The sequence below is a fragment of the Citrobacter sp. wls717 genome (assembly GCF_005280955.1).
Lineage (GTDB): Bacteria > Pseudomonadota > Gammaproteobacteria > Enterobacterales > Enterobacteriaceae > Citrobacter > Citrobacter werkmanii.
Genome location: NZ_SZWW01000030.1, coordinates 48712 through 72260 on the forward strand (window position 1 = coordinate 48712; position 23549 = coordinate 72260).

The 23549-nt window shown below is 53.4% G+C and carries 21 protein-coding genes; 6 read left to right on the top strand and 15 right to left on the bottom strand.

The annotated features are described in order from the left end of the window. Positions 1-34: 34 nt before the first annotated feature. The 7 genes from gltP to nrfA form a co-directional block, all read right to left on the bottom strand. Complete coding sequence (gene gltP / locus FDX09_RS14500; protein WP_038636320.1) at positions 35-1348, bottom strand: glutamate/aspartate:proton symporter GltP; 1314 nt, start codon at positions 1346-1348, stop codon at positions 35-37. 344 nt (positions 1349-1692) lie between these two features. Further along, the gene (nrfG, locus tag FDX09_RS14505) at positions 1693-2313 is read right to left on the bottom strand and encodes a heme lyase NrfEFG subunit NrfG (RefSeq protein ID WP_137347417.1); all 621 of its coding nucleotides are present in this window, start codon (positions 2311-2313) and stop codon (positions 1693-1695) included. Further along, positions 2310-4523, bottom strand: coding sequence for a heme lyase NrfEFG subunit NrfF (gene nrfF / locus FDX09_RS14510; RefSeq protein WP_137347418.1), 2214 nt, complete (start codon positions 4521-4523; stop codon positions 2310-2312). The genes nrfG and nrfF overlap by 4 nt, the downstream gene beginning before the upstream one ends. Positions 4524-4531: 8 nt before the next feature. After that, a complete protein-coding gene (gene nrfD, locus FDX09_RS14515; protein WP_137347419.1) occupies positions 4532-5488 on the bottom strand; it encodes a cytochrome c nitrite reductase subunit NrfD in 957 nt (318 codons plus the stop codon). Continuing rightward, a complete protein-coding gene (nrfC, locus tag FDX09_RS14520) occupies positions 5485-6156 on the bottom strand; it encodes a cytochrome c nitrite reductase Fe-S protein (RefSeq protein ID WP_038636309.1) in 672 nt (223 codons plus the stop codon). Before nrfC ends, nrfD begins: the two co-directional genes overlap by 4 nt. Beyond that, entirely contained in the window at positions 6153-6719 is a 567-nt protein-coding gene (nrfB, locus tag FDX09_RS14525; protein WP_038636307.1) for a cytochrome c nitrite reductase pentaheme subunit, read from the bottom strand. Before nrfB ends, nrfC begins: the two co-directional genes overlap by 4 nt. Positions 6720-6763: 44 nt before the next feature. Next, entirely contained in the window at positions 6764-8200 is a 1437-nt protein-coding gene (gene nrfA / locus FDX09_RS14530) for an ammonia-forming nitrite reductase cytochrome c552 subunit (RefSeq protein WP_038636304.1), read from the bottom strand. 433 nt (positions 8201-8633) lie between these two features. Here nrfA and acs point away from each other — a divergent pair, with 433 nt between their 5' ends. The 3 genes from acs to actP all read left to right on the top strand — a co-directional run bounded on the left by acs (position 8634) and on the right by actP (position 12789). Continuing rightward, positions 8634-10592 carry an acetate--CoA ligase gene (acs, locus tag FDX09_RS14535; protein WP_137347420.1) on the top strand — a complete coding sequence of 653 codons (1959 nt, stop codon included), beginning with the start codon at positions 8634-8636 and terminating at the stop codon, positions 10590-10592. Between the two features lie 236 nt (positions 10593-10828). Next, a complete protein-coding gene (locus FDX09_RS14540) occupies positions 10829-11143 on the top strand; it encodes a DUF485 domain-containing protein (protein ID WP_006688274.1) in 315 nt (104 codons plus the stop codon). Continuing rightward, complete coding sequence (actP, locus tag FDX09_RS14545) at positions 11140-12789, top strand: cation/acetate symporter ActP (protein WP_085049641.1); 1650 nt, start codon at positions 11140-11142, stop codon at positions 12787-12789. Before FDX09_RS14540 ends, actP begins: the two co-directional genes overlap by 4 nt. A gap of 45 nt (positions 12790-12834) precedes the next feature. Here actP and FDX09_RS14550 read toward each other — a convergent pair whose 3' ends face one another. Then, positions 12835-13524, bottom strand: a complete 690-nt coding sequence (locus FDX09_RS14550; RefSeq protein WP_038636296.1) for an LrgB family protein — start codon at positions 13522-13524, stop codon at positions 12835-12837. Further along, positions 13517-13927: a CidA/LrgA family protein gene (locus FDX09_RS14555; protein ID WP_038636293.1), complete on the bottom strand. Its 411-nt coding sequence runs from the start codon at positions 13925-13927 to the stop codon at positions 13517-13519. The genes FDX09_RS14550 and FDX09_RS14555 overlap by 8 nt, the downstream gene beginning before the upstream one ends. Before the next feature lie 101 nt (positions 13928-14028). Between FDX09_RS14555 and FDX09_RS14560 the strand changes: the two genes are divergently transcribed. Next, positions 14029-14919, top strand: coding sequence for a LysR family transcriptional regulator (locus tag FDX09_RS14560; protein ID WP_137347421.1), 891 nt, complete (start codon positions 14029-14031; stop codon positions 14917-14919). Positions 14920-14992: 73 nt separating this feature from the next. On the opposite strand, the gene FDX09_RS14565 is transcribed toward FDX09_RS14560, so the two are convergent. From FDX09_RS14565 to soxR, 4 genes are all read right to left on the bottom strand, one after another. Continuing rightward, the gene (locus FDX09_RS14565; RefSeq protein ID WP_042312972.1) at positions 14993-15484 is read right to left on the bottom strand and encodes a transposase; all 492 of its coding nucleotides are present in this window, start codon (positions 15482-15484) and stop codon (positions 14993-14995) included. A 187-nt stretch (positions 15485-15671) separates the two neighbouring features. Continuing rightward, positions 15672-17318: a Na+/H+ antiporter gene (locus FDX09_RS14570; protein WP_038636287.1), complete on the bottom strand. Its 1647-nt coding sequence runs from the start codon at positions 17316-17318 to the stop codon at positions 15672-15674. 156 nt (positions 17319-17474) lie between these two features. Then, positions 17475-18824 carry a guanine/hypoxanthine transporter GhxP gene (gene ghxP / locus FDX09_RS14575; protein WP_038636284.1) on the bottom strand — a complete coding sequence of 450 codons (1350 nt, stop codon included), beginning with the start codon at positions 18822-18824 and terminating at the stop codon, positions 17475-17477. Positions 18825-19433: 609 nt separating this feature from the next. Continuing rightward, entirely contained in the window at positions 19434-19892 is a 459-nt protein-coding gene (gene soxR / locus FDX09_RS14580; protein WP_003826630.1) for a redox-sensitive transcriptional activator SoxR, read from the bottom strand. Positions 19893-19978: 86 nt separating this feature from the next. Between soxR and soxS the strand changes: the two genes are divergently transcribed. Continuing rightward, positions 19979-20302, top strand: coding sequence for a superoxide response transcriptional regulator SoxS (soxS, locus tag FDX09_RS14585; protein ID WP_005132611.1), 324 nt, complete (start codon positions 19979-19981; stop codon positions 20300-20302). A 2-nt stretch (positions 20303-20304) separates the two neighbouring features. Here soxS and FDX09_RS14590 read toward each other — a convergent pair whose 3' ends face one another. Further along, positions 20305-21891, bottom strand: coding sequence for an EAL domain-containing protein (locus FDX09_RS14590; protein WP_137347422.1), 1587 nt, complete (start codon positions 21889-21891; stop codon positions 20305-20307). A gap of 549 nt (positions 21892-22440) precedes the next feature. Between FDX09_RS14590 and FDX09_RS14595 the strand changes: the two genes are divergently transcribed. Next, a complete protein-coding gene (locus tag FDX09_RS14595) occupies positions 22441-22722 on the top strand; it encodes a YjcB family protein (protein WP_038636276.1) in 282 nt (93 codons plus the stop codon). 65 nt (positions 22723-22787) lie between these two features. Here FDX09_RS14595 and ssb1 read toward each other — a convergent pair whose 3' ends face one another. Beyond that, positions 22788-23312, bottom strand: coding sequence for a single-stranded DNA-binding protein SSB1 (gene ssb1 / locus FDX09_RS14600; RefSeq protein ID WP_003826621.1), 525 nt, complete (start codon positions 23310-23312; stop codon positions 22788-22790). Positions 23313-23549: the final 237 nt, after the last annotated feature.

The window sequence follows — 23549 nt, forward strand, 5'->3', positions numbered from 1 at the left end:
GCGGCGCAAGCGCCATCCGGCAATCTGTCATTAATTACTGATTAGCAGTCTTATCAAATTTGCCCAGCACGTCGCGCTCATAGGCCAGCGCTTTCTTGCGGTCAAATTTGTGTTCCCACTTGGCGATAACCAGCACGGCCAGCGCATTACCCACCACGTTCAGCGCAGTACGCGCCATATCGAGGATACGGTCAACACCGGCAATAAACGCCAGACCTTCCAGCGGGATCCCCACGCTGCCAAGCGTTGCCAGCAATACCACAAACGATACGCCCGGCACGCCCGCAATCCCTTTTGAGGTCACCATCAGCGTCAGCACCAGCACGATTTCCTGCCACAGCGACAGATCGATACCGTACAGTTGAGCAATAAAGATAGCGGCGATACTCTGGTACAGCGTTGAGCCATCAAGGTTGAATGAGTAACCGGTCGGCACCACAAAGCTGGTGATTGACGCCGGCGCGCCGTAGGCTTCCATCTTCTCAATAATACGCGGCAGCACGCTCTCAGAACTGGCGGTCGAGTAGGCCAGAATCAGCTCGTCTTTCAGAATGCGGATCAGGATCCAGATGCTCAAACCGCAGATGCGCGCGACGATCCCCAGCACCACCAGCGCGAAGAAAAGGATGGCGAAATGCACCAACAGCACCAGCTTCGCCAGCGGCCACAGGGAGGCAAAACCGAAGTTCGCAACGGTAACGGCGATCAACGCAAAAACCCCGACTGGCGCGTAACGCATCACCATATGCGTCACTTTAAACATGGTTTCGGAGATCGAGCGGAACACGGTAACCAGCGGCTCGCGGTGAGTTGCCGGCAGAGAAGACAGACCTAAACCAAACAGTACCGAGAAGAAGATAATCGGCAGCATGTCGCCTTTTGCCATCGACGCGACGATGTTGGTCGGCACCAGTGACAAAATCGTGCCCATCAGGCCATGCGCGTGGCTCTGTACTTCTGCGGTGGTGCTCTGATATTTCGAAATATCGACGGTTGCCAGCTGCGACATATCAACCCCGGTACCGGGCTGGAACACATTCGCCAGCGTGATACCAAGGATAATCGCCACGGTGGTGATCACTTCGAAATAGATAATCGTTTTGGCGCCAATACGGCCCAGCTGTTTGGCATCGCCCACCCCGGCTATGCCGACAATCAACGTAGAGATGACAATCGGCACGACGATCATTTTGATCAGGTGGATAAAGATATCGCCCGCCGGAGACAGCAGGTTTACAATCAGCCATTCACGGCTGTCACTATGGTAATGCAGGTAACTCCCTAGCAGAATGCCCAGCACCATAGCGATTAGAATCTGCCATGCCAGGCTGACTTTCAAATTTTTCATAACAACGGACTTCCTCGATGAAGCGCTATTCCACATGCAGCGTGTGGGAATAGTACATACTGAAAGGGTATGATTTGTGTTGCGTTCGTTTATGGAGTTTTTTAACGCTTATTATCATTATCATCTGCATGGCATTCAGCGCAACCCTCTGAGAACAGGGCCTTTCGCTGATTATTTGCATAAAAATGCAATTTTATCGGGGTAATGATGAATAACTTTTTGTTATAAAAGAATTTTAATATGTTCAAAAATGAAGAAGTCAGGGCATGAGTTTTTTTTGCTCGCTTGTTCGTTTGCCTGTTTTTTAAACAGGCAAAATGATACAAATCACAAATAAAACAAATTTATTTTTGCCGATTCTGCAACAACTTCGCCATATTAATAGAGTCAATGAGCTGTGCCCGATTCACCCTCGGCGAGTTTAAATCCATAACCTTTTGCCACACTGAGATAGCCTGAGCGTAGTCTGCCTGCATAAACGCATCGGAAGCTAACAGCATCAGCGCAGTGACCTCTGTCGGGTCCAGCGCCAGAGCCTTATCAATCATCTCGCGGGTGGGCGGCGTCATATGTTGCCCGGCCTGATAGTACAGCACCGTCGCCAGCGCGGAATAGATTTCGGCGTTTTCACCGCGTATACGCAGCGCCTGCTCGTAGGCCAGCAGCGCATTATGATACGCGTTTTGCCACAGATAGTACTCACCCAGTTGCGCCCATTTCACTGCGTCCTGCGGATTCGCACGAATTTGCGATTGCAGAGAAAATAGCTGTTTTTCCTGAATATTTTCATCAGAAAAAGCATGTAAGGGGTCTGCCAGACGCGCCTGCTCCTGACGTGCCGCCTGCCATTTTGGCGTTAACAGGTAACCGCCGATGCAGGCCATCACCATCAGCACCACCGCAGCAGCCAGCCGCTTCACGGGCATGGGACGTAACGGCGCAGTGGAATGTTCGGCCTGGCTCATTGCTCATCCTCTTCTGCGTGCTGACGCTTCCTCACCTGCCAGACCACCACGCCCACCAGCAATAACAGCAGGCACGGCAGCGCCCACAACAGCAGCGTTTGCTCATTCAACGGCGGGTTGTAGCGCACGAAATCACCGTAACGCTCGGTCATCCAGGCGGTGATTTCCGCTTCGCCTTTACCTTCAGCAACCATGCTGTAAACCTGATGGCGCATACTGACTGCCACGGGCGCATTGGATTCCAGCAAGTTCTGGTTCTGACACTGCGGACAGCGCAACTGACTGGCAATAGACAGCGCTTTCTCCTGCTGCTGCGGGTTGGCAAACGTCCATGTGTCCACCACCTGGGCATGGGTGGCAAAAGGGAGAAAAATCAGTAAAGCCACAAGTAACATCGTTCTGCCGGATGGCGGCTTGAACGCCTTATCCGGCCTACCCTGCTTTTCACTCGTAGGCCTGATAAGCGCAGCGCCATCAGGCAATAACTCAGGATACTTCCTCCCTCGCCATGCGCTCAGCAGCGCGCCAAACACCATCAACAATCCTCCTCCCCAAATCCAGCGCACGCCAGTCTGCACGTATAAGCGCATGGCGTAACGGTCCGGTCCGGTTTTTTCGCCCATCACCGCGTACCAGTCATGCATCAGATTCCAGCGGATACCCGGCTCCATCATCTGTTGACGACGCGCGGCATAGAAGCGCCTTTCGGGCTGCAGGCTACCGATACGCTGCTCATTTTGCCACAACGTGATCAGCGCTTTTTCACTGGTGTAGTTGCCTTTGGCTTCCAGGTCGAGACGCTCAAAACGGAAAATGTAGCCCGCAAGCGCGACCTGCTGCCCGGGGCTCAGATTCAGGCTTATCTCCTGACGACTACCGCTGGAAAAAACGATCCCAGCCGCAAATACCAATACCCCGGCATGCGCCAGCAGTGCCGGAAGCTGACAACGCAAAGAGACTTTGCGGCTTCTGATCGTTGCCAGCACGATAACCAGCAGCATCAGCAGCCCAAACGGCAGCGTGGCGCGGTTAAAGTACGGCGCGCCAACGGAGAGCCTTCCCCAGCCGAACAACCCGTAAATCATCGGATAGAGCGTGCCAATCAGCACAATCAGTAGCACCGCGCAAAAAAGTAATAGCGCGACCAGAATCAGCATCTCGCGCGACCAGCCGCCAAAACGCGCATTCTGGCGAATTTGCTGGCCTCGCCAGGCGTACAACCCCAGCGACGCCAGGCTCAATACGCTAAACAGCGCAAACAGCGGCGCGGCGCGCACGTTATCCAACGCAAAGGCATGTACCGAAACAAGAATGCCGGAACGCACAATCAGCGTCCCCAGCAGCGATAAGATCAGCGTGACGATCGCCAGCAGCAGCGACCAGTGGCGGAAGATCCCACGCTGGCGCGTGATGTACAGGCTATGCAGCAACGCGCTGGCGGAGAGCCAGGGTAATAAGGAGGCATTTTCGACCGGGTCCCAGAACCACCACCCCCCCCAGCCCAGCTCGCAGTAGGCCCACCAGGAACCGAGGATTATCCCCAGCGTCAGCGCGCACCAGCCGGGCAGCGCCCAGCGCCAGCACACCCAGGCGCTCTGCGCGTTAAAGTCACCGCGCAACAGCGAGGCCAGCGCCACGCCCGCGGCTACCATCAAACCACCGTAACCCAGGTACAGCAGCGGCGGGTGGAGGATTAACCCAAGATGTTGCAGCATCGGGTTAAGGTCCCGTCCTTCTATAGCAGGCGGGAAAATACGCACGAAGGGATCGGACCAGACCACCACAAACAGCAGCAACAGGGCCGTCACCATTGACAGGACGCTGAGCGTCAGCGGAAACAGTGGATCAGAATCACGCCGATAGCACAGAGCGAACAGCGCGCTCCAGCCGGAAAGAAAGAGCACCCACAACAGCAGCGACCCTTCATGGCCGCCCCAAACCGCCGCCAGTTTTAATCCCCACGGCAGCAGGCTGTAGCTGTGCTGAGCAACATAGACCACCGAAAAGTCGCTGGTCAGAAAACAGAATACCAGAATGGCAAAAGCCAGCAGCAGCAGCGCAAACTGCGTCCATACGCCCACGCTTGCCAGGCGCATCACGCCCTGCCAGCGCTGGCGGACACCCACCAACACGGCAAGTGGGGTCAACACGTTGACCCCGAGGCTTAATAACAGTGCCAGAAAACCGGCTTCAGGAAGGAGAACGTCCAGATATCACCTTACGCAACGGTTAGCTGACCCGCATAGAGAATGAAAAAGCGCAGCAACAGTACGCCGGTCAGGCTGGCGCCGCAGACTGCCAATACGCCATGAAACGTCGAACTGCGGTTGGCCCAGGGTTTTAGCAGCATCGGCAGTATCAGCCCAAGCCCAGCCACGCCAAGCCAGAACCACCAGGTCCAGAATCCGCCGCCCAGCGCCGCCGCCAGCGCGCGCATTTTGCCGTCATCGCCCAGCGCCAGGCCGACGAAGAACGCCGCCAGCAGGAAGATCTCCAGCCATACCACCGGGACCTCCATGCGATGCACAAAGTGCGCTTCAGTGCTGTGCAGGTTGCTACGATGGCGTAACGCCATGGCGATCAGCGCCACCGCCGCGCCGGAGGAGATCCCGGAGAACAGGAACAGTACCGGCAGGATCGGGTTATTCAGGAACGGGTAGGACTTCAGCGCCGAGAGCAAAAACCCGGTGTACGCCCCAAGCAGAACCGCCAGCACCAGCATTAACGTCTCCAGCGCACGATGAAACGGCGTTATCAGCGTCAACGCTTTCTGCACGATCCCTAACCGCGGCAGCCAGCGTTGTTGCAGGGCAATCACCTCTTTTTCAAAGATTTTTGCCAACCACAGCACCAGTACTACCATATACAACTGGAACAGCATGACCCCCATCGACATCACCGAGGTGAAGCTGTAGTGGAACATCAGTTTCCAGAAGGTCCATGGCCGCGTCAGGTGGAATACCAGAATCAGCAGACCGAAGATAATCGCCCCCGGCCCTAACACCAGCGTGGTGCGCAGCAGCGTGCTGTCCGAACCGCCCGCCTCAGGATGGAAGCGACGCAGCAGAATCGCCAACGTAACCAGTCCGGCGGAGATGCCAATCAGGAACAGATAGATGGCGATGGGCCAGTCCCACACCAGTGATTCAAAATGAAATGCAGAAGCGGGTGTCATTGGCTCACCTCCCCATATTTAAAGGGAACGCGGTAGACCTTCGGTTTTGTGCCCAGCGCCAGCTTGTAACGGTAGGTGGTTTTCTGCTGCAACAAACGGGAGATATCGCTGTTGGGATCGTCCAGATTACCAAACGTCAGCGCCTTCGTCGGGCATGACTCAACGCAGGCGGGCTGTTTGCCCGCTTTCAGGTTGGTTTTCCGGCAGAAATCGCATTTATCCGCCGTTTTGCTCACCGGATGGATAAAGCGCACGCGATAAGGACACGCGGCGATACAGTACTGACAGCCAACGCAAAGATCAGGGTTCACATCCACAATGCCGTTGGCGGCATCGCGATACGATGCCCCCGTCGGGCAGACGTCAACGCAGGGGGCATGGTCGCAATGCTGGCACGAGTGGCGGAAAAAGCGATATTTCACATCAGGAAACGTCCCCTGCGGCTCGCTGCGAATAATCGTCAGACGCGATACGCCTTCCGGTACGTTGTTGACTTCCCGACAAGCATCCATGCAGGCCGTGCAGCCGATGCATAATGACTCATCGTGTACCATTCCGTAACGTACGCCATTGATATTTAGCGTCTTCGCCACAACGCGTCCTGCCGTCCCGCTCACTGCCACCAGCGCGCCGACGCCGGTGATAAACTGGCGACGAGAGCAACTCATGGATGCTCCTTAAGCAACGGAACCGACGCCGGGTTAAAGTTCGGATTGTTACGCTGATCGCTGTGGCAATCGACGCAAATCTTGATCCGTCCTTTATCGCTTAGCGTCTGCATCGTGTCTTGCTTCGGATGCAGTGAGTGACAGCTGGCGCACGCCACTTTTGTGACGTGGACATCGTGCGGCCAGAACGCTTTTTGCAACTGCTCAGGCAGGTGACAGGACATACAGACGCTGTTCTGCTGCTCCACATTGTACATTGGCTCATTAAAGCGCATCACATCCTTCACCCCTTCGCGGTGGTTCGGTGACGGCTGGCCGTGACAGTTGGTGCAGGTGACCGGCAGTTTGTTGTTCGGGTTAATGACTTGCGCATGTTTACCATGCATGCCTTCGGTATCCGGCTTGTGACAATCCAGACAGGCAGCATCCGGATTACGCTGCTGAGTAACCGTCCAGCGTTGATCCGACTCCTGCGGCGTTGGCGTGGCAGTGATTCCACTCAGGCTCCAGAACAGGCCTGACGCCAGCACCCCAGCAGTTAATAACGAACGTAATACGCTCATATTCACTCCGTTGAGTTATCCGCCCCTTACGGGGCGAAATGGGGTTATTGGCTTAACAGACCGTTTTTACGCGCCTGCTCTTCCCACTGCGGAATCACCGTTTTGATGAAGTCCTGCTTCTCAGCATTGATTTGCTGCATGTTCAGACCAATCGCCGCCTGAGCTTTCTCTTTGGTAGAGATATCCGGTAACGGGATTTCATGCGTGATGCCTTTGGTCGCCAGCAGACGAACCAGTTTGGTACGTGCGTCGGCGGCTTTATCCATTGCGCTACCCAGCATCCGCAGACCTTCTTCCGGCGCATGCATGTGAATACCGTGTGAGGCGATAGACAGGTCCCAGCGCCATTGTGCGTGACGGATATCTTCCAGAATCGGCTTCATTTCCGCTTCGGTCGCACCCGCATCCCATGCGGCTTTCGCTTCGAAGTGCGCATGTACCAGTTGATCTTCAACCTTGATTTTCAGGTCATGAATGGCCTGTTTACGCTCGGCGACCACTTTTTGCAGGGACGCTTTGTCCTGGGTATGGCAGTTCGCACAGGTCTGGGCGAAGTTATCGAACGGATTACCAATCTTGTGATCGGTATAGATCTTACCTTCCGCGTTTTGCACTTTCGGCATGTGGCAGTCGATACAGGTCACGTTGTTCTTACCGTGAATGCCCGCGCTCCAGGTTTCATATTCCGGGTGCTGCGCTTTCAGCATCGGGGTTTTAGACAGAGAGTTAGTCCAGTCAGAGAAGGCGATGGTGTCGTAGTATTTCTCCATGTTCTCGACTTTCATACCCTCATCCCACGGGAACTTAACGGCTTTGTTCTTACCGTCGAAGTAGTACTCCACGTGGCACTGGCCGCAGACCATGGATTGCTGATCAAAGCGACCGGCTTTCTCAAACGGTTTGCCGATGGCTTCCATCGCGCGCTCAGCGTAAGGACGCGACAGTGTCAGTTCTGGCTTGCCTTTGGCGAAGTCCGGCGACGCGGTGTTATGGCAATCTGCACAACCGAGGTTGTTAACAATTTCCGGACCGCCGCGCGCCCATTTACCGTGGAAGTAACCATCCTCACCGTCTTTCTGGATCAGACGCGCCACGTCCGGGCTTTTACAGCTCCAGCAAGCCATCGGCAGCGGGCCGTCTTCTGCCGTTTTAGGTGCGCCGGTACGTAAGGTTTCACGTACATCGGTCACCGCATACGCGTGCCCGCGCGGTTTGTTGTAATCGCGCGAGAATGGATATCCCGCCCACAGGATCACCAGACGCGGATCTTCTGCCAGCGCATCTTCACGGGCTGATTGCTCAGACGTGGCTTTCCAGGAGAGGTATTGATCGGGATGCTGAGGGGCGAAGGTTTCATTCTTCGCTTCAACGGTGACGGTCTTTGCGGGTACAGGAGTTTGTTCAGCGTGAACAGCAGAGATAAATAATAAAGGTAATAACAGGCTGAAGAAACGGCGTACGCGTGATTTTGTCCTTGCCATAGGGGTCTCATCCAGATGACGCCATTATCTGCAATGGCGGTTCTTTTATTGTTTTCCATAACAGCAACCACACGAATACTGTCATGACATTGCTCCCCCCAATTTGTAACAAGAAACCACACTGAAAATGTTGTCTTTAATCAATTGTAAGTGTATGTAAAATACCACTTTAGAGTTAGTTACCCCCTCAAACCACTCACTCTTTTGTTTAATTCTGAGACAGATCACCTTTTCAACAATTCTCAGATAACCCCATGTTATCGCGAGAATTAATCAATTTTTGCTAGTTCTCTTCAAAATTCAGTTTGTCGCTAATTTGCACAATTCGTTTATTGCGTGATCTGCCGCCCAAATACTAAACAAAACTCGCAAAGCCCCTACATTTAACGTTTATGCGACATATTATTAACATCCTACAAGGAGAACAAAAGCCATGAGCCAAATACATAAACACGCTATTCCCGCAAACATTGCGGATCGTTGCCTGATAAATCCGGAGCAGTACGAAGCGAAGTACCAGCAATCTGTTAACGAACCCGACACATTTTGGGGCGAGCAGGGAAAGATTCTTGATTGGATCAAGCCGTACAGCCAGGTGAAGAACACCTCGTTTGCGCCAGGCAACGTCTCTATTAAATGGTATGAGGATGGCACGCTAAACCTGGCGGCGAACTGCCTTGACCGTCACCTGCAGGCAAATGGCGATCGTACCGCCATCATCTGGGAAGGCGACGACGCCAGCCAAAGCAAACATATTACCTACCGCGAGCTGCATCGCGATGTCTGTCGTTTTGCCAATACGTTACTGGATTTAGGCATTAAAAAAGGTGATGTGGTGGCCATATATATGCCGATGGTGCCGGAAGCGGCGGTCGCCATGCTGGCCTGTGCCCGTATTGGCGCGGTGCATTCGGTCATCTTCGGTGGTTTCTCACCGGAAGCCGTCGCCGGACGTATCATCGACTCTAATTCTCGCCTGGTGATCACCGCCGATGAAGGCGTACGCGCCGGACGCGCTATCCCGTTGAAAAAGAACGTCGATGATGCGCTGAAAAACCCGAACGTGAAAAGCGTCGAACACGTTATCGTTCTCAAACGTACCGGTGGAAAAACGGAATGGCAGGAAGGTCGTGACCTGTGGTGGTCCGATATTATTGAGAAAGCCAGCCCGGAACATCAGCCGGAAGAGATGAACGCCGAAGATCCGCTGTTTATCCTGTATACCTCCGGGTCAACCGGCAAGCCGAAGGGCGTGCTGCACACCACCGGCGGATATCTGGTCTACGCCGCAACCACCTTTAAGTACGTGTTTGACTATCATCAGGGCGATATCTATTGGTGTACCGCTGACGTAGGTTGGGTAACCGGGCACAGCTACCTGCTGTACGGTCCGCTGGCCTGCGGCGCAACCACGCTGATGTTCGAAGGCGTGCCCAACTGGCCTACCCCGGCGCGTATGGCGCAGGTTGTGGATAAGCACCAGGTCAATATTCTGTATACCGCGCCGACCGCCATCCGCGCTCTGATGGCAGAAGGCGATAAAGCGATTGAAGGTACTGACCGTTCGTCGCTGCGCATCCTGGGTTCCGTTGGCGAGCCAATCAACCCGGAAGCGTGGGAGTGGTACTGGAAGAAGATCGGCAACGAAAAATGTCCGGTCGTCGATACCTGGTGGCAGACCGAAACCGGTGGATTCATGATCACCCCGCTGCCGGGCGCCACCGAGCTGAAAGCCGGTTCCGCAACCCGTCCGTTCTTTGGCGTGCAGCCTGCGATTGTCGATAACGAAGGTAATCCGCTGGAAGGCGCAACCGAAGGCAACCTGGTGATTATTGACTCGTGGCCAGGCCAGGCGAGAACGTTGTTTGGCGATCATGAACGTTTTGAACAGACCTACTTCTCTACCTTCAAAAATATGTACTTCAGCGGCGACGGCGCACGCCGTGATGAAGATGGTTATTACTGGATCACCGGACGTGTGGACGATGTGCTAAACGTCTCTGGTCACCGTCTGGGCACGGCAGAAATCGAATCGGCGCTGGTGTCGCATCCGAAGATTGCCGAAGCCGCGGTGGTCGGTATTCCGCATAATATTAAAGGCCAGGCGATCTACGCCTACGTCACGCTGAATCACGGCGAAGAACCGTCGCCTGAGTTGTATGCCGAAGTTCGCAACTGGGTGCGTAAAGAAATTGGCCCGCTGGCAACGCCAGATGTGCTGCACTGGACCGATTCACTGCCGAAAACCCGCTCCGGCAAAATTATGCGCCGCATTCTGCGCAAAATCGCGGCGGGCGATACCAGCAATCTGGGCGATACCTCAACCCTCGCCGATCCAGGCGTCGTTGAGAAACTGCTCGAAGAGAAGCAGGCCATCGCGATGCCATCATAACCATAACCGTGAAATGTCCGATGGCGCGCTGCTTATCGGGCCTACAAATCCTATCCCTACCCCTCCCCTGAGCGGGAGGGAAATATAAAAACCCTCCCCCAAAGGATTTCGTGTTACAGGAAGGCGGCAAGCGAGCACATCCCCAGGAGCATAGTTCACTATGTGACTGGGGTGGGCGAGTGCGGCCAACGAACCTGTAGCGCGAAAGACGCAGGGGACCTCTGGAGAGCTCTGTGATGAATGACAATATTTATCAGCGGATAGAAGACAGTGCGCGTTTCAGGGAGTTAGTTGAAAAACGGCAACGGTTTGCCACCATTCTGTCCATCATCATGCTGGCAGTTTACATCAGCTTTATTTTACTGATTGCCTTTGCGCCTGGTTGGCTGGGTACTCCGCTGCACGCGGGAACCAGCGTCACCCGGGGTATTCCGATTGGGGTCGGCGTGATCCTTATCTCCTTCATCCTGACCGGGATCTATATCTGGCGGGCAAACGGTGAATTCGATCGCCTGAACAATGCGGTTCTGCACGAGGTTAAAGCATCATGAAGAGAGTCCTGACGGCGCTTGCCGCCACGCTGCCCTTCGCCGCAAACGCGGCGGATGCTATAAGCGGAGCAGTCCAACGCCAGCCAACCAACTGGCAGGCGATTATCATGTTCCTGATTTTCGTCATCTTTACGCTTGGTATCACCTACTGGGCGTCTAAACGCGTGCGTTCGCGTAATGACTACTACACCGCTGGCGGTAACATCACCGGCTTCCAGAACGGGCTGGCGATTGCAGGCGACTATATGTCTGCTGCATCGTTCCTCGGGATTTCCGCGCTGGTCTTTACCTCCGGTTATGACGGACTGATTTACTCGCTCGGCTTCCTGGTCGGCTGGCCGATTATCCTGTTCCTGATTGCTGAACGCCTGCGTAACCTTGGTCGCTACACCTTTGCCGACGTGGCCTCTTATCGCCTGAAACAAGGTCCGATTCGTATTCTCTCGGCGTGTGGTTCCCTGGTGGTGGTCGCGCTGTATCTGATCGCGCAGATGGTCGGCGCGGGTAAACTGATTGAGCTGCTGTTTGGCCTGAACTACCACATTGCCGTCGTGCTGGTTGGCGTATTGATGATGATGTACGTCCTGTTTGGCGGCATGCTGGCAACCACCTGGGTACAGATCATTAAAGCCGTTCTGTTGCTGTTCGGCGCCAGCTTTATGGCCTTTATGGTGATGAAGCACGTCGGCTTTAGTTTCAACAATCTGTTCACCGAAGCGATGGCGGTACACCCGAAAGGTTCAGCCATTATGAGTCCGGGCGGACTGGTGAAAGATCCAATCTCCGCGCTGTCGTTAGGTCTCGGCCTGATGTTTGGTACGGCGGGCTTGCCGCACATCCTGATGCGTTTCTTCACGGTCAGCGATGCCCGCGAAGCGCGTAAGAGCGTGTTCTATGCCACCGGTTTTATGGGTTATTTCTACATCCTGACCTTTATCATCGGCTTTGGCGCGATCATGCTGGTTGGTGCCAACCCTGTGTATAAAGACGCTGCTGGCGCGCTTATCGGCGGTAACAACATGGCGGCGGTACACCTGGCGAATGCGGTGGGCGGGAACCTGTTCCTCGGTTTCATCTCGGCAGTGGCGTTTGCCACCATTCTGGCAGTGGTTGCTGGTTTGACGCTGGCGGGCGCATCGGCAGTTTCTCACGACCTGTACGCCAACGTATTCCGCAAAGGCGCAACCGAGCGCGAAGAGCTGAAGGTGTCGAAAATTACCGTACTGGTGCTGGGTGTGGTTGCCATCGTGCTCGGCGTGCTGTTCGAAAACCAGAACATCGCCTTCATGGTGGGACTGGCATTTGCTATCGCAGCCAGCTGTAACTTCCCCATCATTCTGCTCTCCATGTACTGGTCAAAACTGACCACGCGTGGCGCAATGATGGGCGGCTGGTTAGGTCTCCTGACGGCCGTCGTGCTGATGGTGCTTGGTCCAACAATTTGGGTACAAATCCTGGGTCACGAAAAAGCCATTTTCCCGTATGAATATCCGGCGCTGTTCTCCATCAGCGTAGCGTTCCTCGGGATCTGGTTCTTCTCTGCCACCGATAACTCAGAAGAAGGTAACCGCGAACGCGAGCAGTTCCGTGCTCAGTTCATCCGTTCCCAGACCGGGTATGGCGTAGAACAAGGTCGCGCGCACTAATCTTCCCTCTCCTCCGGCTTCCGGGCCGGAGGATTACTGCCTTTCTCAGAACATCAGCCTTGCGACCAGCGGCGATACCAGCACCATCACCACACCGGAAAGCATCATCACCAGGCTAGCCACTACGCCCTCCTGTTGGCCGAGCTCATATGAGCGAGCCGTGCCTGCGCCGTGCGATGCTGCGCCAAAACCTGCGCCTTTCGCCATCCCTTCGCGAATAGAGAGCCGCAAAAACAGCACATCGCCGACCGCCATCCCGAATACGCCCGTCACGACCACGAACAATGCCACCAGATCCGGCTGACCGCCCAATGGCTCTGCCGCCGCCAGCGCAAATGGCGTAGTAACGGACCGCACCGCCAGACTGCGCTGAATTTCATCAGGCAGCATAAACAGGCGCGCCAACCAGACGGAACTGGTGACCGCCACCAGTGTCGCCGTCACCACACCCGCCGTCAGCGACATCCAGTGACGTTTAATCACGGCGAGGTTGTCATAAACCGGAACGGCGAAGGCAATGGTTGCGGGACCTAGCAGCCATAGCAGCCAGTGCGATTCACCAATATAGTTTTGCCAGGAGATATGTCCAAAGACCAACATCAGCACCAACAGCGCCGGAGTAAGCACTAACGGCATCAGCGGTAATTTACGAAAGCGGCGATACAGGCGCTTGTTGGCAAAATAGATGCCCAGCGTAATCACCAGACACAGCACGCTTAACTGGAAATTACTCACGGTTTAACCTGCTCATTTCATAGCGATACACTTTATCCACGACCCATGCCGTTGCGCCGAGCACCATCATCGTACTTATCGCAATAACGGCAAAAATACGCCATCCATCAACCAGTAGCAGTTGCGTATAGTTAACGACGGCGACCACCGCCGGGACAAAAAACAACAGCATTTCAGCCAGTAACCAGCGAGCGCCTGCGCGGATCCAGTTCAGCGGGATAACCCGGCAGACAATCAACGCCAGCATCAGCACCATCCCAACCAGGTTGGCAGGAAGCGGCAGATGCAGCCAGGAGACAAGATATTGAGCAAAAACAAAGAGACCTGCGTACAACAGAACCTGAACGGGGATCTGGAGTCGATGAATAACGGCAGGCGTCACGCGGCTTATCGCCACAGCCATGAGGGTATGTCCTTAAAAAATAGAGAGCGCCAGTATAGAGAGCCCCCGTCCAGGACTGAAATGAATTAAAATCATTGCAGGCATAGTCTTAAGGAATAATCATGGATATCAGAACGCTGCGATATTTTGTTGAGGTGGTGCGTCAGCAGAGCTTTACCCGCGCAGCGGAGAAACTCTTTGTCACCCAGCCCACTATCAGCAAAATGTTGAAGAACCTTGAAGACGAGCTTAATTGCACGTTGCTCATCCGCGACGGACGGCGGCTGTTGTTGACCGATACCGGCCAGGTCGTGTTCGAACGCGGCCTGGCGATCCTCGCCGAGTTCCGCCAGCTCGAAGCAGAACTCAGCGACATTAATCACCTCAACAAGGGAATATTGCGCCTCGGTATCCCGCCCATGGTGGGTATGTTGATGGCTAGCCCCATCAGCCTTTTTCGCCAGCGTTATCCCGGCGTGGAACTGAAAGTGTCTGAATTTGGCGGTTTAACCGTCCAGCAGGCGGTGATGAACGGCGATCTGGATGTTGCGATGACCGCGTTGCCGGTTGAAGAAGAGAGCGGTCTGGCGACCTTACCACTTTTCAGTCATCCGCTCTGCGTGCTGGTCCCCCGCTCCGGTCAATGGACAACGTGCGACTCCATTTCCCCCGAAGCGCTGGCGGAGCATCCGCTGCTTATCTACAACGAAGATTTCGCGTTGAGCCGTCAACTGCTTGAGTTGTTTAACCAGCACAACGTAAAACCGCGTATCGCTGTGCGCAGCGGGCAGTGGGATTTTCTGGCGGCAATGGTGCAAGCCGGCGTCGGGATCGCCATTTTACCGGAGCCGATTTGCCAGCGGTTGGATAAGCAAACGCTGCGCTGGATCCCTCTGGAAAGCGACTTACGCTGGCAGTTGGGCATGATTTGGCGCGAAGGTGTGTATCTGTCGCACAGCGCCCAGGCGTGGCTGAAATGCTGCGAAGGGTTTTGGTTAACGCAGGAGTCGTAAAATGCCGGATGCGGCTTAACGCCTTATCCGGCCTACAATGAGCTACCCCGTAGGCCTGATAAGCGTAGCGCCATCAGGCACGTTCACCCGCATTAAAATCCATTATTTCACCTGCCCAATTTTGCGGGAACAAACCACGCCTCACATCGCGATGAAATGTTGAAAAAGGCCATGTCTGTACCTGTTTTACCCACCCGTGCTTCACTGGGTTAATGTAAATATAATCAACATGCTGGCGATAATCGTGCTCATCGCGGAGAGTGTGTTCCCAAAAGCGAGGTTGCCAAATATGTCGGGCAGACAACGATCGAGTGAAATGCTTCTTAATTTCCCGCCAGCGGGATGAAAAATCAGCGTCATTTTCAGGCAAAGTCCAGATGCAATGCATATGCTCAGGCAATACGACCCATGCATTGATCCGAAATGGTCTAGCCGTTTTGACCGCAGCGATTGCACACCGAAGCGCGTGAATGTTGGCTGTCAGAAGCTGGCTTCGACGGTCCTGCAGATTCACCGTAAAAAACCAGGTTCCTCCGTTGATGTAATTTCGTCGATAGTTGGACATGTTTCCCCCTTTTCTCAACCGTATGGAGAAAAGAGGGAATCGACAAGACAAGCAGATCAGTTCAGGAAAGCGGCTCGCAAATTACATGATGGATAATTTTTTGTAGGCCTGATAAGCGCAGCGCCATCAGGCACATCTTTCGCCGGATGCGGCTTAACGCCTTATCCGGCCTACAACGAGCTACCTTTTATTGGTTCTCAATCAACAGCGCTTCCAGCAAATCCAGATCGTGCAATAGCTTTTGCAGCGTTTCATTGCTGATTTCACGCGTGGCGCGCAGATGATAAAGCTCGGCGCGTTCTGAACGCAGCGCCGCCAGACGGAACCGTCGCTCCAGGTTCTCTTCCTGCATTGAGCTTTCTACATCGTTTCGCCCATCGGCGCGACGACGCAGGTTACCAATGACACGGGAGCTCACCTCAGTCAGTAGCTGATTATCAATGTTCTCTTCGCTATCCGCAGCCAGACGCTCCTCCATTTTCTGGATCGCGACAATCGCGACTTCCGCCGTGGCAGCACGGGCAATGCGCTCCTCTTTTTGCTGTTGCGAGTGGTCTGCAACTTCCAGATGCTGTAGCAGAATCGGCAGCATCACCACGCCGACAAACAGCGAGAACAGAATCACGCCCGCGGCGAGGAAGATCAGCTCATAACGCGCCGGGAAGCCGCTCCCGTCCGGTAACAACAGAGGAATGGAGAGCACACCGGCGAGGGTAATGGCCCCGCGAACTCCCGCAAAGGAGGCAATCAGGATTTCACGCGTCGTCCAGGAGCCAAACTCCATCGGCTTTTTCTTCAGGAAGCGCAGGCTGAACTTCTTCATGGTCCACAGCCAGCCAAAACGTACCAACATCAGCGCGGCATAAATCAGCACGATATCGGTAAACAGCATCCAGATTTCAACGTTCGGATCGACTTCCGCCGCCGCCAAAGATGACTCCAGAATGCCCGGCAACTGCAGTCCTAACAACAAGAAGACCATGCCGTTAAACACAAACTCCAGCATCGCCCAGGTGCTGTTAGCACGTAAACGCATCGCCAACGGCGCGCGGCGCATCACGCCAGAGCGGGTAATCGTCATCCCGGCAGCAACCGCCGCGAGAATGCCTGAAACACCGATGTGTTCCGCAATCAGATAAGACGCAAACGGCAGCAGGAACAGCAGGACGATTTGCGTTGCCGGCTCATCGCCGCCCCAACGGCTAAGAAAACGCAGGGAGCGTCCGTATAACCAACTGACGACAAAACCGGCCAGGATGCCGCCAACCGCCACTTTGAAGAACTCAAGCGTCGCGCCGCCGACGGTAAACACCATCGTGCCCATCGCCACGGCAACGGCAAATTTCAGCGAGACCAGGCCGGACGCGTCGTTCATCAACGCTTCGCCCTGCAGGATACCCATGATTTTCTTCGGGATGCGCCCCTCACCCACAATACCGGAAAGGGCGACGGCATCGGTTGGCGACAGCACGGCAGCCAGCGCAAAAGCAGGAATGAGAGGGATCCCCGGCACCAGCCAGTAAATCATAAAGCCAATCCCGACCACCGTGACCAGAACCAGCGCCAGCGCAAGGCCGAAAATCTCTCGCCCGTGCTCCAGAAACTCACGCGTCGGCGTCTTCCAGCCATCGGCAAACAGCAGCGGCGGGATAAATAGCACCAGAAACAGCTCAGGATCGAATTCCACATGCAAACCAAACGTCGGCCACGCCAGCAAGGCGCCGATGGCGATCTGCATAAGGGGTAATGGGAGTTGGAAGGGCAATACGCGAGTAAATACCCCCGACAGCGAGACCACAAGGGTCATGATGAGTATGGTGAAAAAGATTTCCATGCGTTCCCTGTTTGCGATGTTTCTTATGATTGATGATAAAGGCGTCGTGCCTTAATTCTATCTACTTGAGAGTATCGCAAAAGACAACGAGTGTGTTCTGAAAATAAAAACGGGCGGCCTGGGCCACCCGTTTTCAGGAGCGTCATCGAAGCAAAATCAAATAGCCCAACCGCCCGCGTAAAAGGCCACCAGCGCGATAGCAATTACCACCGTACCGATGTTCAGTTTGCGCCATTCGCCAGAGACAATGCGACCAATGACCAGGGTAGCAAAACCAATCATAATGCCGGTAACGATGTTACAGGTCAGGACGATAAATACAGCAGTGACCAGACCCGCCATCGCGTCGACAAAGTCAGCAAAGTCGATTTTCGCCACGTTGCTCAGCATCAGCAGCCCCACATACATCAGCGCAGGCGCCGTTGCGTAAACAGGAACAAGATAAGAGAGCGGAGAAAGGAACAGGATCAGCAGGAACAATACGCCAACGGTGATCGCCGTCAGGCCGGTCTTGCCGCCTGCCGCCGTACCCGCTGCGGATTCAATGTAAACCGCCGCCGGTGCAGCCCCTACCAGACCAGAGAACACGCTGCTCAGGGAGTCGGTGGTCAGCGCTTTGCCGCCATCGATAATTTGTCCGTCTTTATCCAGCAGATTCGCCTGTCCGGCTACCGCGCGGATGGTTCCGGTCGCATCGAAGACCGCGGTCATAACCAGCGCCAGCACGCTCGGCAGAACGATCGGGTTCAGTGCGCCCATAATATCCAGGCTGCCGATCAGCGAGTTGCCGTTTTCATCGCTCAGCGACGGCATGGCAAAAATACCGGAGAAATGTACGGCCGGATCGAAAATCAGGCCGACGATGGAGATACCGATAATGGTCAGCAGGATGCCGCCCGGTACTTTCAGTTTTTCGAGACCAATAATCACCGCCAGACCAACCAGCGACATAATCACCGGGAAAGTATCGAAGTCGCCCAGCGCAACCGGCAGGCCGTCCAGCGGGTTCTTAATCACCAGACCAACGCCATTGGCCGCAATCAATAGCAGGAACAGGCCGATACCAATCCCCGTACCGTGCGCAACGCCCTGCGGCAGATTGCGCAGGATCCAGCTACGGATACCGGTCGCAGAAATGATGGTAAACAGAACCCCCATCAGAAACACCGCGCCCAGCGCTACGGGCACGCTAATATGTTGTCCCAGTACCAGGCTGAATGCGGTAAACGCGGTCAGCGAAATGGCGCAGCCAATCGCCAACGGCAGGTTCGCCCACAGGCCCATCACAATAGAACCGACGCCCGCAACCAGACAGGTTGCCACAAACACAGCGGCAGGCGGGAATCCGGCTTTACCCAGCATCCCCGGAACCACGATAACGGAGTAGACCATGGCCAGGAACGTCGTTAATCCGGCAACGACTTCTTGACGAACGGTACTGCCGCGATGCGAAATTTTAAACCAGGCGTCGAGTGAACCGCCGGTACGCGCTGAAGGCGTAGACATAGAAAACATCCCCTGAGAGTTTATTTTTTCGTCATTATGCGTGGTGGACAATCCACTGCCTGCTAAACGATTTCTCCATGTGCCAGCTTTGCGTCAATAGGGGTGTCGCAAAAAAGCAAACGTTTAGCTCCGCGCATAAAAAACGGGTGATAAAAAAAAGCAAACGATTATCCAGCGATCATACGTTGGTTTTCAACTGAACTTTGCCGCTTTTTACTCATTTCTTCTTATAATGCGCAAGAAATAGCCAGACGATGCGCAAACGTTATCGTCAATGCGCAATCTGGCAACAAATTTCGCTGAGTTATTACAAGATTTGCATTTATTTTTCACGCCTGCTCGCACAAAAAAATGCATGAAGATGCGGAAAAATTTTTGGCTAAAAAGCAATCAATTCACTGGCAAATAGAGAGGGGTGGCTTACACTTACATTATCAACACAGACCGGAACCTCCCCAAACGTGCTCGACTGAGGGGTGTTGATGTCGGGGGAAACCCTCCCGTGAACCAACGGGATAGAGTGAAAGACAAAGACCGGAACCAAACTAAAGCGCCCTCTGTGGCGCTTTAGTTTTATACCCGTTATATCCGCCACATACTTTAAACCAATCAATCATCTTCCAGCAGGCGCGCCCCGGTCCCCTGCTCGCCAAGCTGATCGCCAGGGTTACGCAACGGGCAATCACTGCGGGATAAACAGCCGCAGCCAATACACCCATCCAGCTCATCGCGTAACGCCACCAGAGTATGAATGCGTCGGTCTAACTCCTCGCGCCATTGCGAAGAGAGCTGCTTCCACTCTTTGGCGCTGAGCGAATGCCCTTCAGGTAATACACCTAACGCGTCGCCGATCGTGGCCAGTGGAATGCCGATACGTTGGGCAATCTTGATAATCGCGACATAACGCAACACATCGCGTTTGTATCGACGCTGATTGCCGCTGTTGCGCATACTGCTGATTAATCCTTTGCTTTCATAGAAATGCAGGGTCGATACCGCCACACCGCTACGCTTTGCAACTTCACCTGGCGTGAGCAACGCTTTTATCCGGGGTAATTTCTTTTCCATAAATCGCTTTACCTCAAGTTAACTTGAGGAATTATACTCGCCCACAGACAAAACGACGAATCGAACACTGAGAAAGAGGCAACTCTATGTCCCATCAGCAGATTATTCAGACCCTTATTGAATGGATTGATGAACATATCGATCAACCGCTGAACATTGAGGCGGTTGCGAAAAAATCAGGTTACTCAAAGTGGTATTTGCAGAGAATGTTCCGCACGGTGATGCGTCAGACGCTGGGTGACTACATCCGCCAACGTCGGCTTCTGCTGGCCGCCGTTGAACTACGGACGACCGAACGGCCTATATTCGATATTGCGATGGATCTTGGCTATGTATCGCAGCAAACCTTCTCGCGCGTATTTCGCCGAGAGTTTGATCGTACTCCCAGTGATTACCGCCACCGCCTGTAAAATTATTGCCCGCTCTGCGTCAGTATGGCGGGCGAGCGTTTTATCCAACGCATGAACTCCTGCGGCGGCAGCGCCTTCGCAAAATACCAGCCCTGGCAATACTGTACGCCGTGTTCAAGCAACCACCCGATTTGCTCCGCCGTTTCCACCCCTTCCGCAATCGTCTTCAGGTTTAGGCTTTGCGCCATCTCGATGATATGTTCGGCAATCAAGTGACTGGTGCTGTTAGTGGCCAGCGTGCTAATAAACGATTTGTCGATCTTCAGGATATCGATATTCAACGCTGACAAATTATGGAGGTTGGAATATCCCGTGCCAAAATCGTCAAACGCCACTTCAAAACCGGCCTGCCGAAACGCCTGGATGATGGGTGTCATTTTATGTACATCGATAAAGCCGCGCTCCGTCACCTCAACTTTAATTTGCTGGGCCGCCACGGAGTACTCATGGTTTTTTTCGGCAATCAGAGCAATCAGTCGGGATGAATGAAAGTCAGAGGCCGAGAGGTTAATCGAGATATACAACTGAGGATTCGCCGAAAGAAAAGCCCCTAAATCTTTGAAGACCTCCTCAACAACATAATCCGTGATCTGCTCAATCATCCCCTCTTTTTCCGCCAGCGGAATAAACTCCGTCGGGCTCATCACCTCGCCGTTACAGCCTGGCCAGCGTAGCAAAGCCTCGGCCCCGACACATTGTCCATTTTTGATGTCAATGATCGGCTGATAGTACAGACAAAGCTGACGTTTCTTGATCGCACGTTTTAATAAGCGGCGGGGAGAGAGGTATTCCTGACGCGTACGCCACCACATGAGCAGTATCAGGATGCTGCAGATAATCCCAAAGGGGATCGTTAACGCCGCCTCATGATAGAAAATCTGATTCACACGAGCGTCGGAGGTCGAAACAATAATCGCGATGGGGCGTTTTTCTGAATGTACGATGGTATAGAATCGCTCGCCCTGCTGGAATGTTGAGGATTCACCGCTTATCAGCGGCGAGAACTGCGCAATATTCGCCCCTTCGCTGGCAGAGAAAAAGGTGTCCGTTACCGTGTCATACACTCCCCAGGACAGATCCGGATCATCAGACATGACTTCGCTGTAAGATAATGGATTGATGACGACAACGTAGTTTCCTCGTTGCATGTACGTCATTTTGTAGCCAGCGAAAAAGGGGGTGTCGCGGTAGTAATAGATGAAGACGTCTGGCGCGCGTTTATAGTCGGCTGTCGCCATAATATATGGGACTCGCGGCATCATTGACGTAGAGCACAAAAAATGATCGCCCTGCGCATAAATTAGCTCACTGATATATAAACGACCACGAATAATATTCAGCATACTTTTCTGATGGGCAGAGGTACACATCTTACCCTGATACAACTGGGCCATATCACGCGCTAAATCAGCCTGGAGGATCACCAATTCCGTTTTATTTAACACCAGTTGAGCAAAAGAGCTGAGTTGATTACGGGTTTCGGACATCGCCCGGATGTGAGCAAACCATAACGCCAGCACCACGGGGAGCAATACCACCATGAATGTTCCGAAGAACTTCAGCATCTTGCGTCGCGCACTGTGATTCATGTCAGCCCTATTTCCCTGTTTCGTATATGCCAGAACCCATTAGGCGGGATGCTATAAACACTGACTGATTAAGTTGCATGAATCTATCATTATTAGCAACAGACTTCTCTATGTAAAAGTCTGATAATAGATGATGCTGATATTATTTTTCCGTAAGGCAAACTCAAAGTTATGCTTATTTCATAACATTATTATCAATAAGTAGTAATTTTTTATGAGCATTATCCTGGTCGTGTTTAAGAAATTCATTAAATTTCTTAACGAATAATTTAGGATAAACATAACAGGTAATCCATATGCATCTTTTTATTAGATTATTTGTTATCGTTTTTTATTAAAAATAACCATGCAAATAACATGGTTATTATCCTGCAAAAATAACCTCTAACACTGGTGAACAAACGAGCAAATGTGATATAGTTCACACAATTCATGTAACAGAAACAATGTTTCATTCGTGTTATTGCCCGTCGAGAGCCAGAGTACTACACCCTCGGTGAACACCCCCGCGCTGTCATGGGCATCAAGACTTTCTGAGGACGTTTTTTCATGGCAACGATAACAACTGGCGTGGTTCTTCTGCGATGGCAGCTACTCAGCGCGGTGCTGATGTTTTTAGCCAGCACGCTCAATATCCGTTTTCGTAAATCAGATTATATTGGCCTGGCCGTCATTAGTAGCGGTTTGGGACTGGTTTTCGCCTGCTGGTTTGCAACCGGGCTGCTCGGCATAACCCTGGTGGATATGTCCGCAATCTGGAAGAACATTGAAAATGTGATGGTTGAAGTGATGAGCCACACACCGCCAGACTGGCCGATGGTGTTGAACTGATAAAAAATTACATATGGCTACCCCTGTTATGAGGTAGCCATAATTTTTCGTATAAAGCAGAAAAATTAGAACGGAATATCGTCGTCAAAATCCATCGGCGGCTCGTTAGACGGCGCTGCCGGAGCTGACTGCTGCGGGCGAGACTGCGCGCCGCCGCTGAACTGATTGCCGCCCTGCGGCTGCTGAGGCTGACCCCAACCGCCCTGCTGCTGACCGCCACCTGCCGGAGCACCACCACCCTGACGACCACCCAGCATTTGCATGGTGCCGCCAACGTTAACCACAACTTCAGTGGTGTACTTTTCTACGCCGGACTGATCGGTCCATTTGCGGGTACGCAGTTGGCCTTCGATATAGACCTGAGAACCTTTACGCAGATATTCGCTGGCTACTTCCGCCAGTTTGCCGAACAGCACGACACGGTGCCATTCAGTCTGCTCTTTCATTTCGCCGGTCGCTTTATCACGCCAGGATTCGGAAGTAGCCAGCGTAATGTTGGCAACTGCGCCACCATTCGGCATATAGCGTACTTCCGGGTCCTGGCCCAGATTACCGACGAGAATCACCTTGTTTACGCCTCTGCTGGCCATGATCGTGTCTCCTGAAAAACGTTACTGAATAAGTGTAAGCGCGGGATTGTAGCATTTCCAATAGCGCTTTTACTACGTTGCGAGATCGATTCCAGTAAACAACCCCGGATAGACATTGTTGCACAGACACCTGCGTTTTGCATTCCAATACTGTATATCCATTCAGGTCAGGTTGTGTCATAATTAACCGTTTGTGATCGCCGGTAGCACCATGCAGCCAGGCAAAAAAGCGTTTAA

Bases quoted from the DNA above. Each gene is read 5' to 3' on its own strand.
- FDX09_RS14555 (WP_038636293.1), bottom strand. From the start codon at position 13,927: ATGGCTGTGGCGATAAGCCGCGTGACGCCTGCCGTTATTCATCGACTC.
- nrfD (WP_137347419.1), bottom strand. From the start codon at position 5,488: ATGACACCCGCTTCTGCATTTCATTTTGAATCACTGGTGTGGGACTGG.
- gltP (WP_038636320.1), bottom strand. From the start codon at position 1,348: ATGAAAAATTTGAAAGTCAGCCTGGCATGGCAGATTCTAATCGCTATG.
- FDX09_RS14590 (WP_137347422.1), bottom strand. From the start codon at position 21,891: ATGAATCACAGTGCGCGACGCAAGATGCTGAAGTTCTTCGGAACATTC.
- ghxP (WP_038636284.1), bottom strand. From the start codon at position 18,824: ATGTCTACGCCTTCAGCGCGTACCGGCGGTTCACTCGACGCCTGGTTT.
- ssb1 (WP_003826621.1), bottom strand. From the start codon at position 23,312: ATGGCCAGCAGAGGCGTAAACAAGGTGATTCTCGTCGGTAATCTGGGC.
- soxR (WP_003826630.1), bottom strand. From the start codon at position 19,892: ATGGAAAAGAAATTACCCCGGATAAAAGCGTTGCTCACGCCAGGTGAA.
- nrfC (WP_038636309.1), bottom strand. From the start codon at position 6,156: ATGAGTTGCTCTCGTCGCCAGTTTATCACCGGCGTCGGCGCGCTGGTG.
- nrfG (WP_137347417.1), bottom strand. From the start codon at position 2,313: ATGAGCCAGGCCGAACATTCCACTGCGCCGTTACGTCCCATGCCCGTG.
- FDX09_RS14570 (WP_038636287.1), bottom strand. From the start codon at position 17,318: ATGGAAATCTTTTTCACCATACTCATCATGACCCTTGTGGTCTCGCTG.
- FDX09_RS14540 (WP_006688274.1), top strand. From the start codon at position 10,829: ATGAATGACAATATTTATCAGCGGATAGAAGACAGTGCGCGTTTCAGG.
- acs (WP_137347420.1), top strand. From the start codon at position 8,634: ATGAGCCAAATACATAAACACGCTATTCCCGCAAACATTGCGGATCGT.
- nrfA (WP_038636304.1), bottom strand. From the start codon at position 8,200: ATGGCAAGGACAAAATCACGCGTACGCCGTTTCTTCAGCCTGTTATTA.
- actP (WP_085049641.1), top strand. From the start codon at position 11,140: ATGAAGAGAGTCCTGACGGCGCTTGCCGCCACGCTGCCCTTCGCCGCA.
- nrfB (WP_038636307.1), bottom strand. From the start codon at position 6,719: ATGAGCGTATTACGTTCGTTATTAACTGCTGGGGTGCTGGCGTCAGGC.
- soxS (WP_005132611.1), top strand. From the start codon at position 19,979: ATGTCCCATCAGCAGATTATTCAGACCCTTATTGAATGGATTGATGAA.
- FDX09_RS14565 (WP_042312972.1), bottom strand. From the start codon at position 15,484: ATGTCCAACTATCGACGAAATTACATCAACGGAGGAACCTGGTTTTTT.
- FDX09_RS14595 (WP_038636276.1), top strand. From the start codon at position 22,441: ATGGCAACGATAACAACTGGCGTGGTTCTTCTGCGATGGCAGCTACTC.
- FDX09_RS14560 (WP_137347421.1), top strand. From the start codon at position 14,029: ATGGATATCAGAACGCTGCGATATTTTGTTGAGGTGGTGCGTCAGCAG.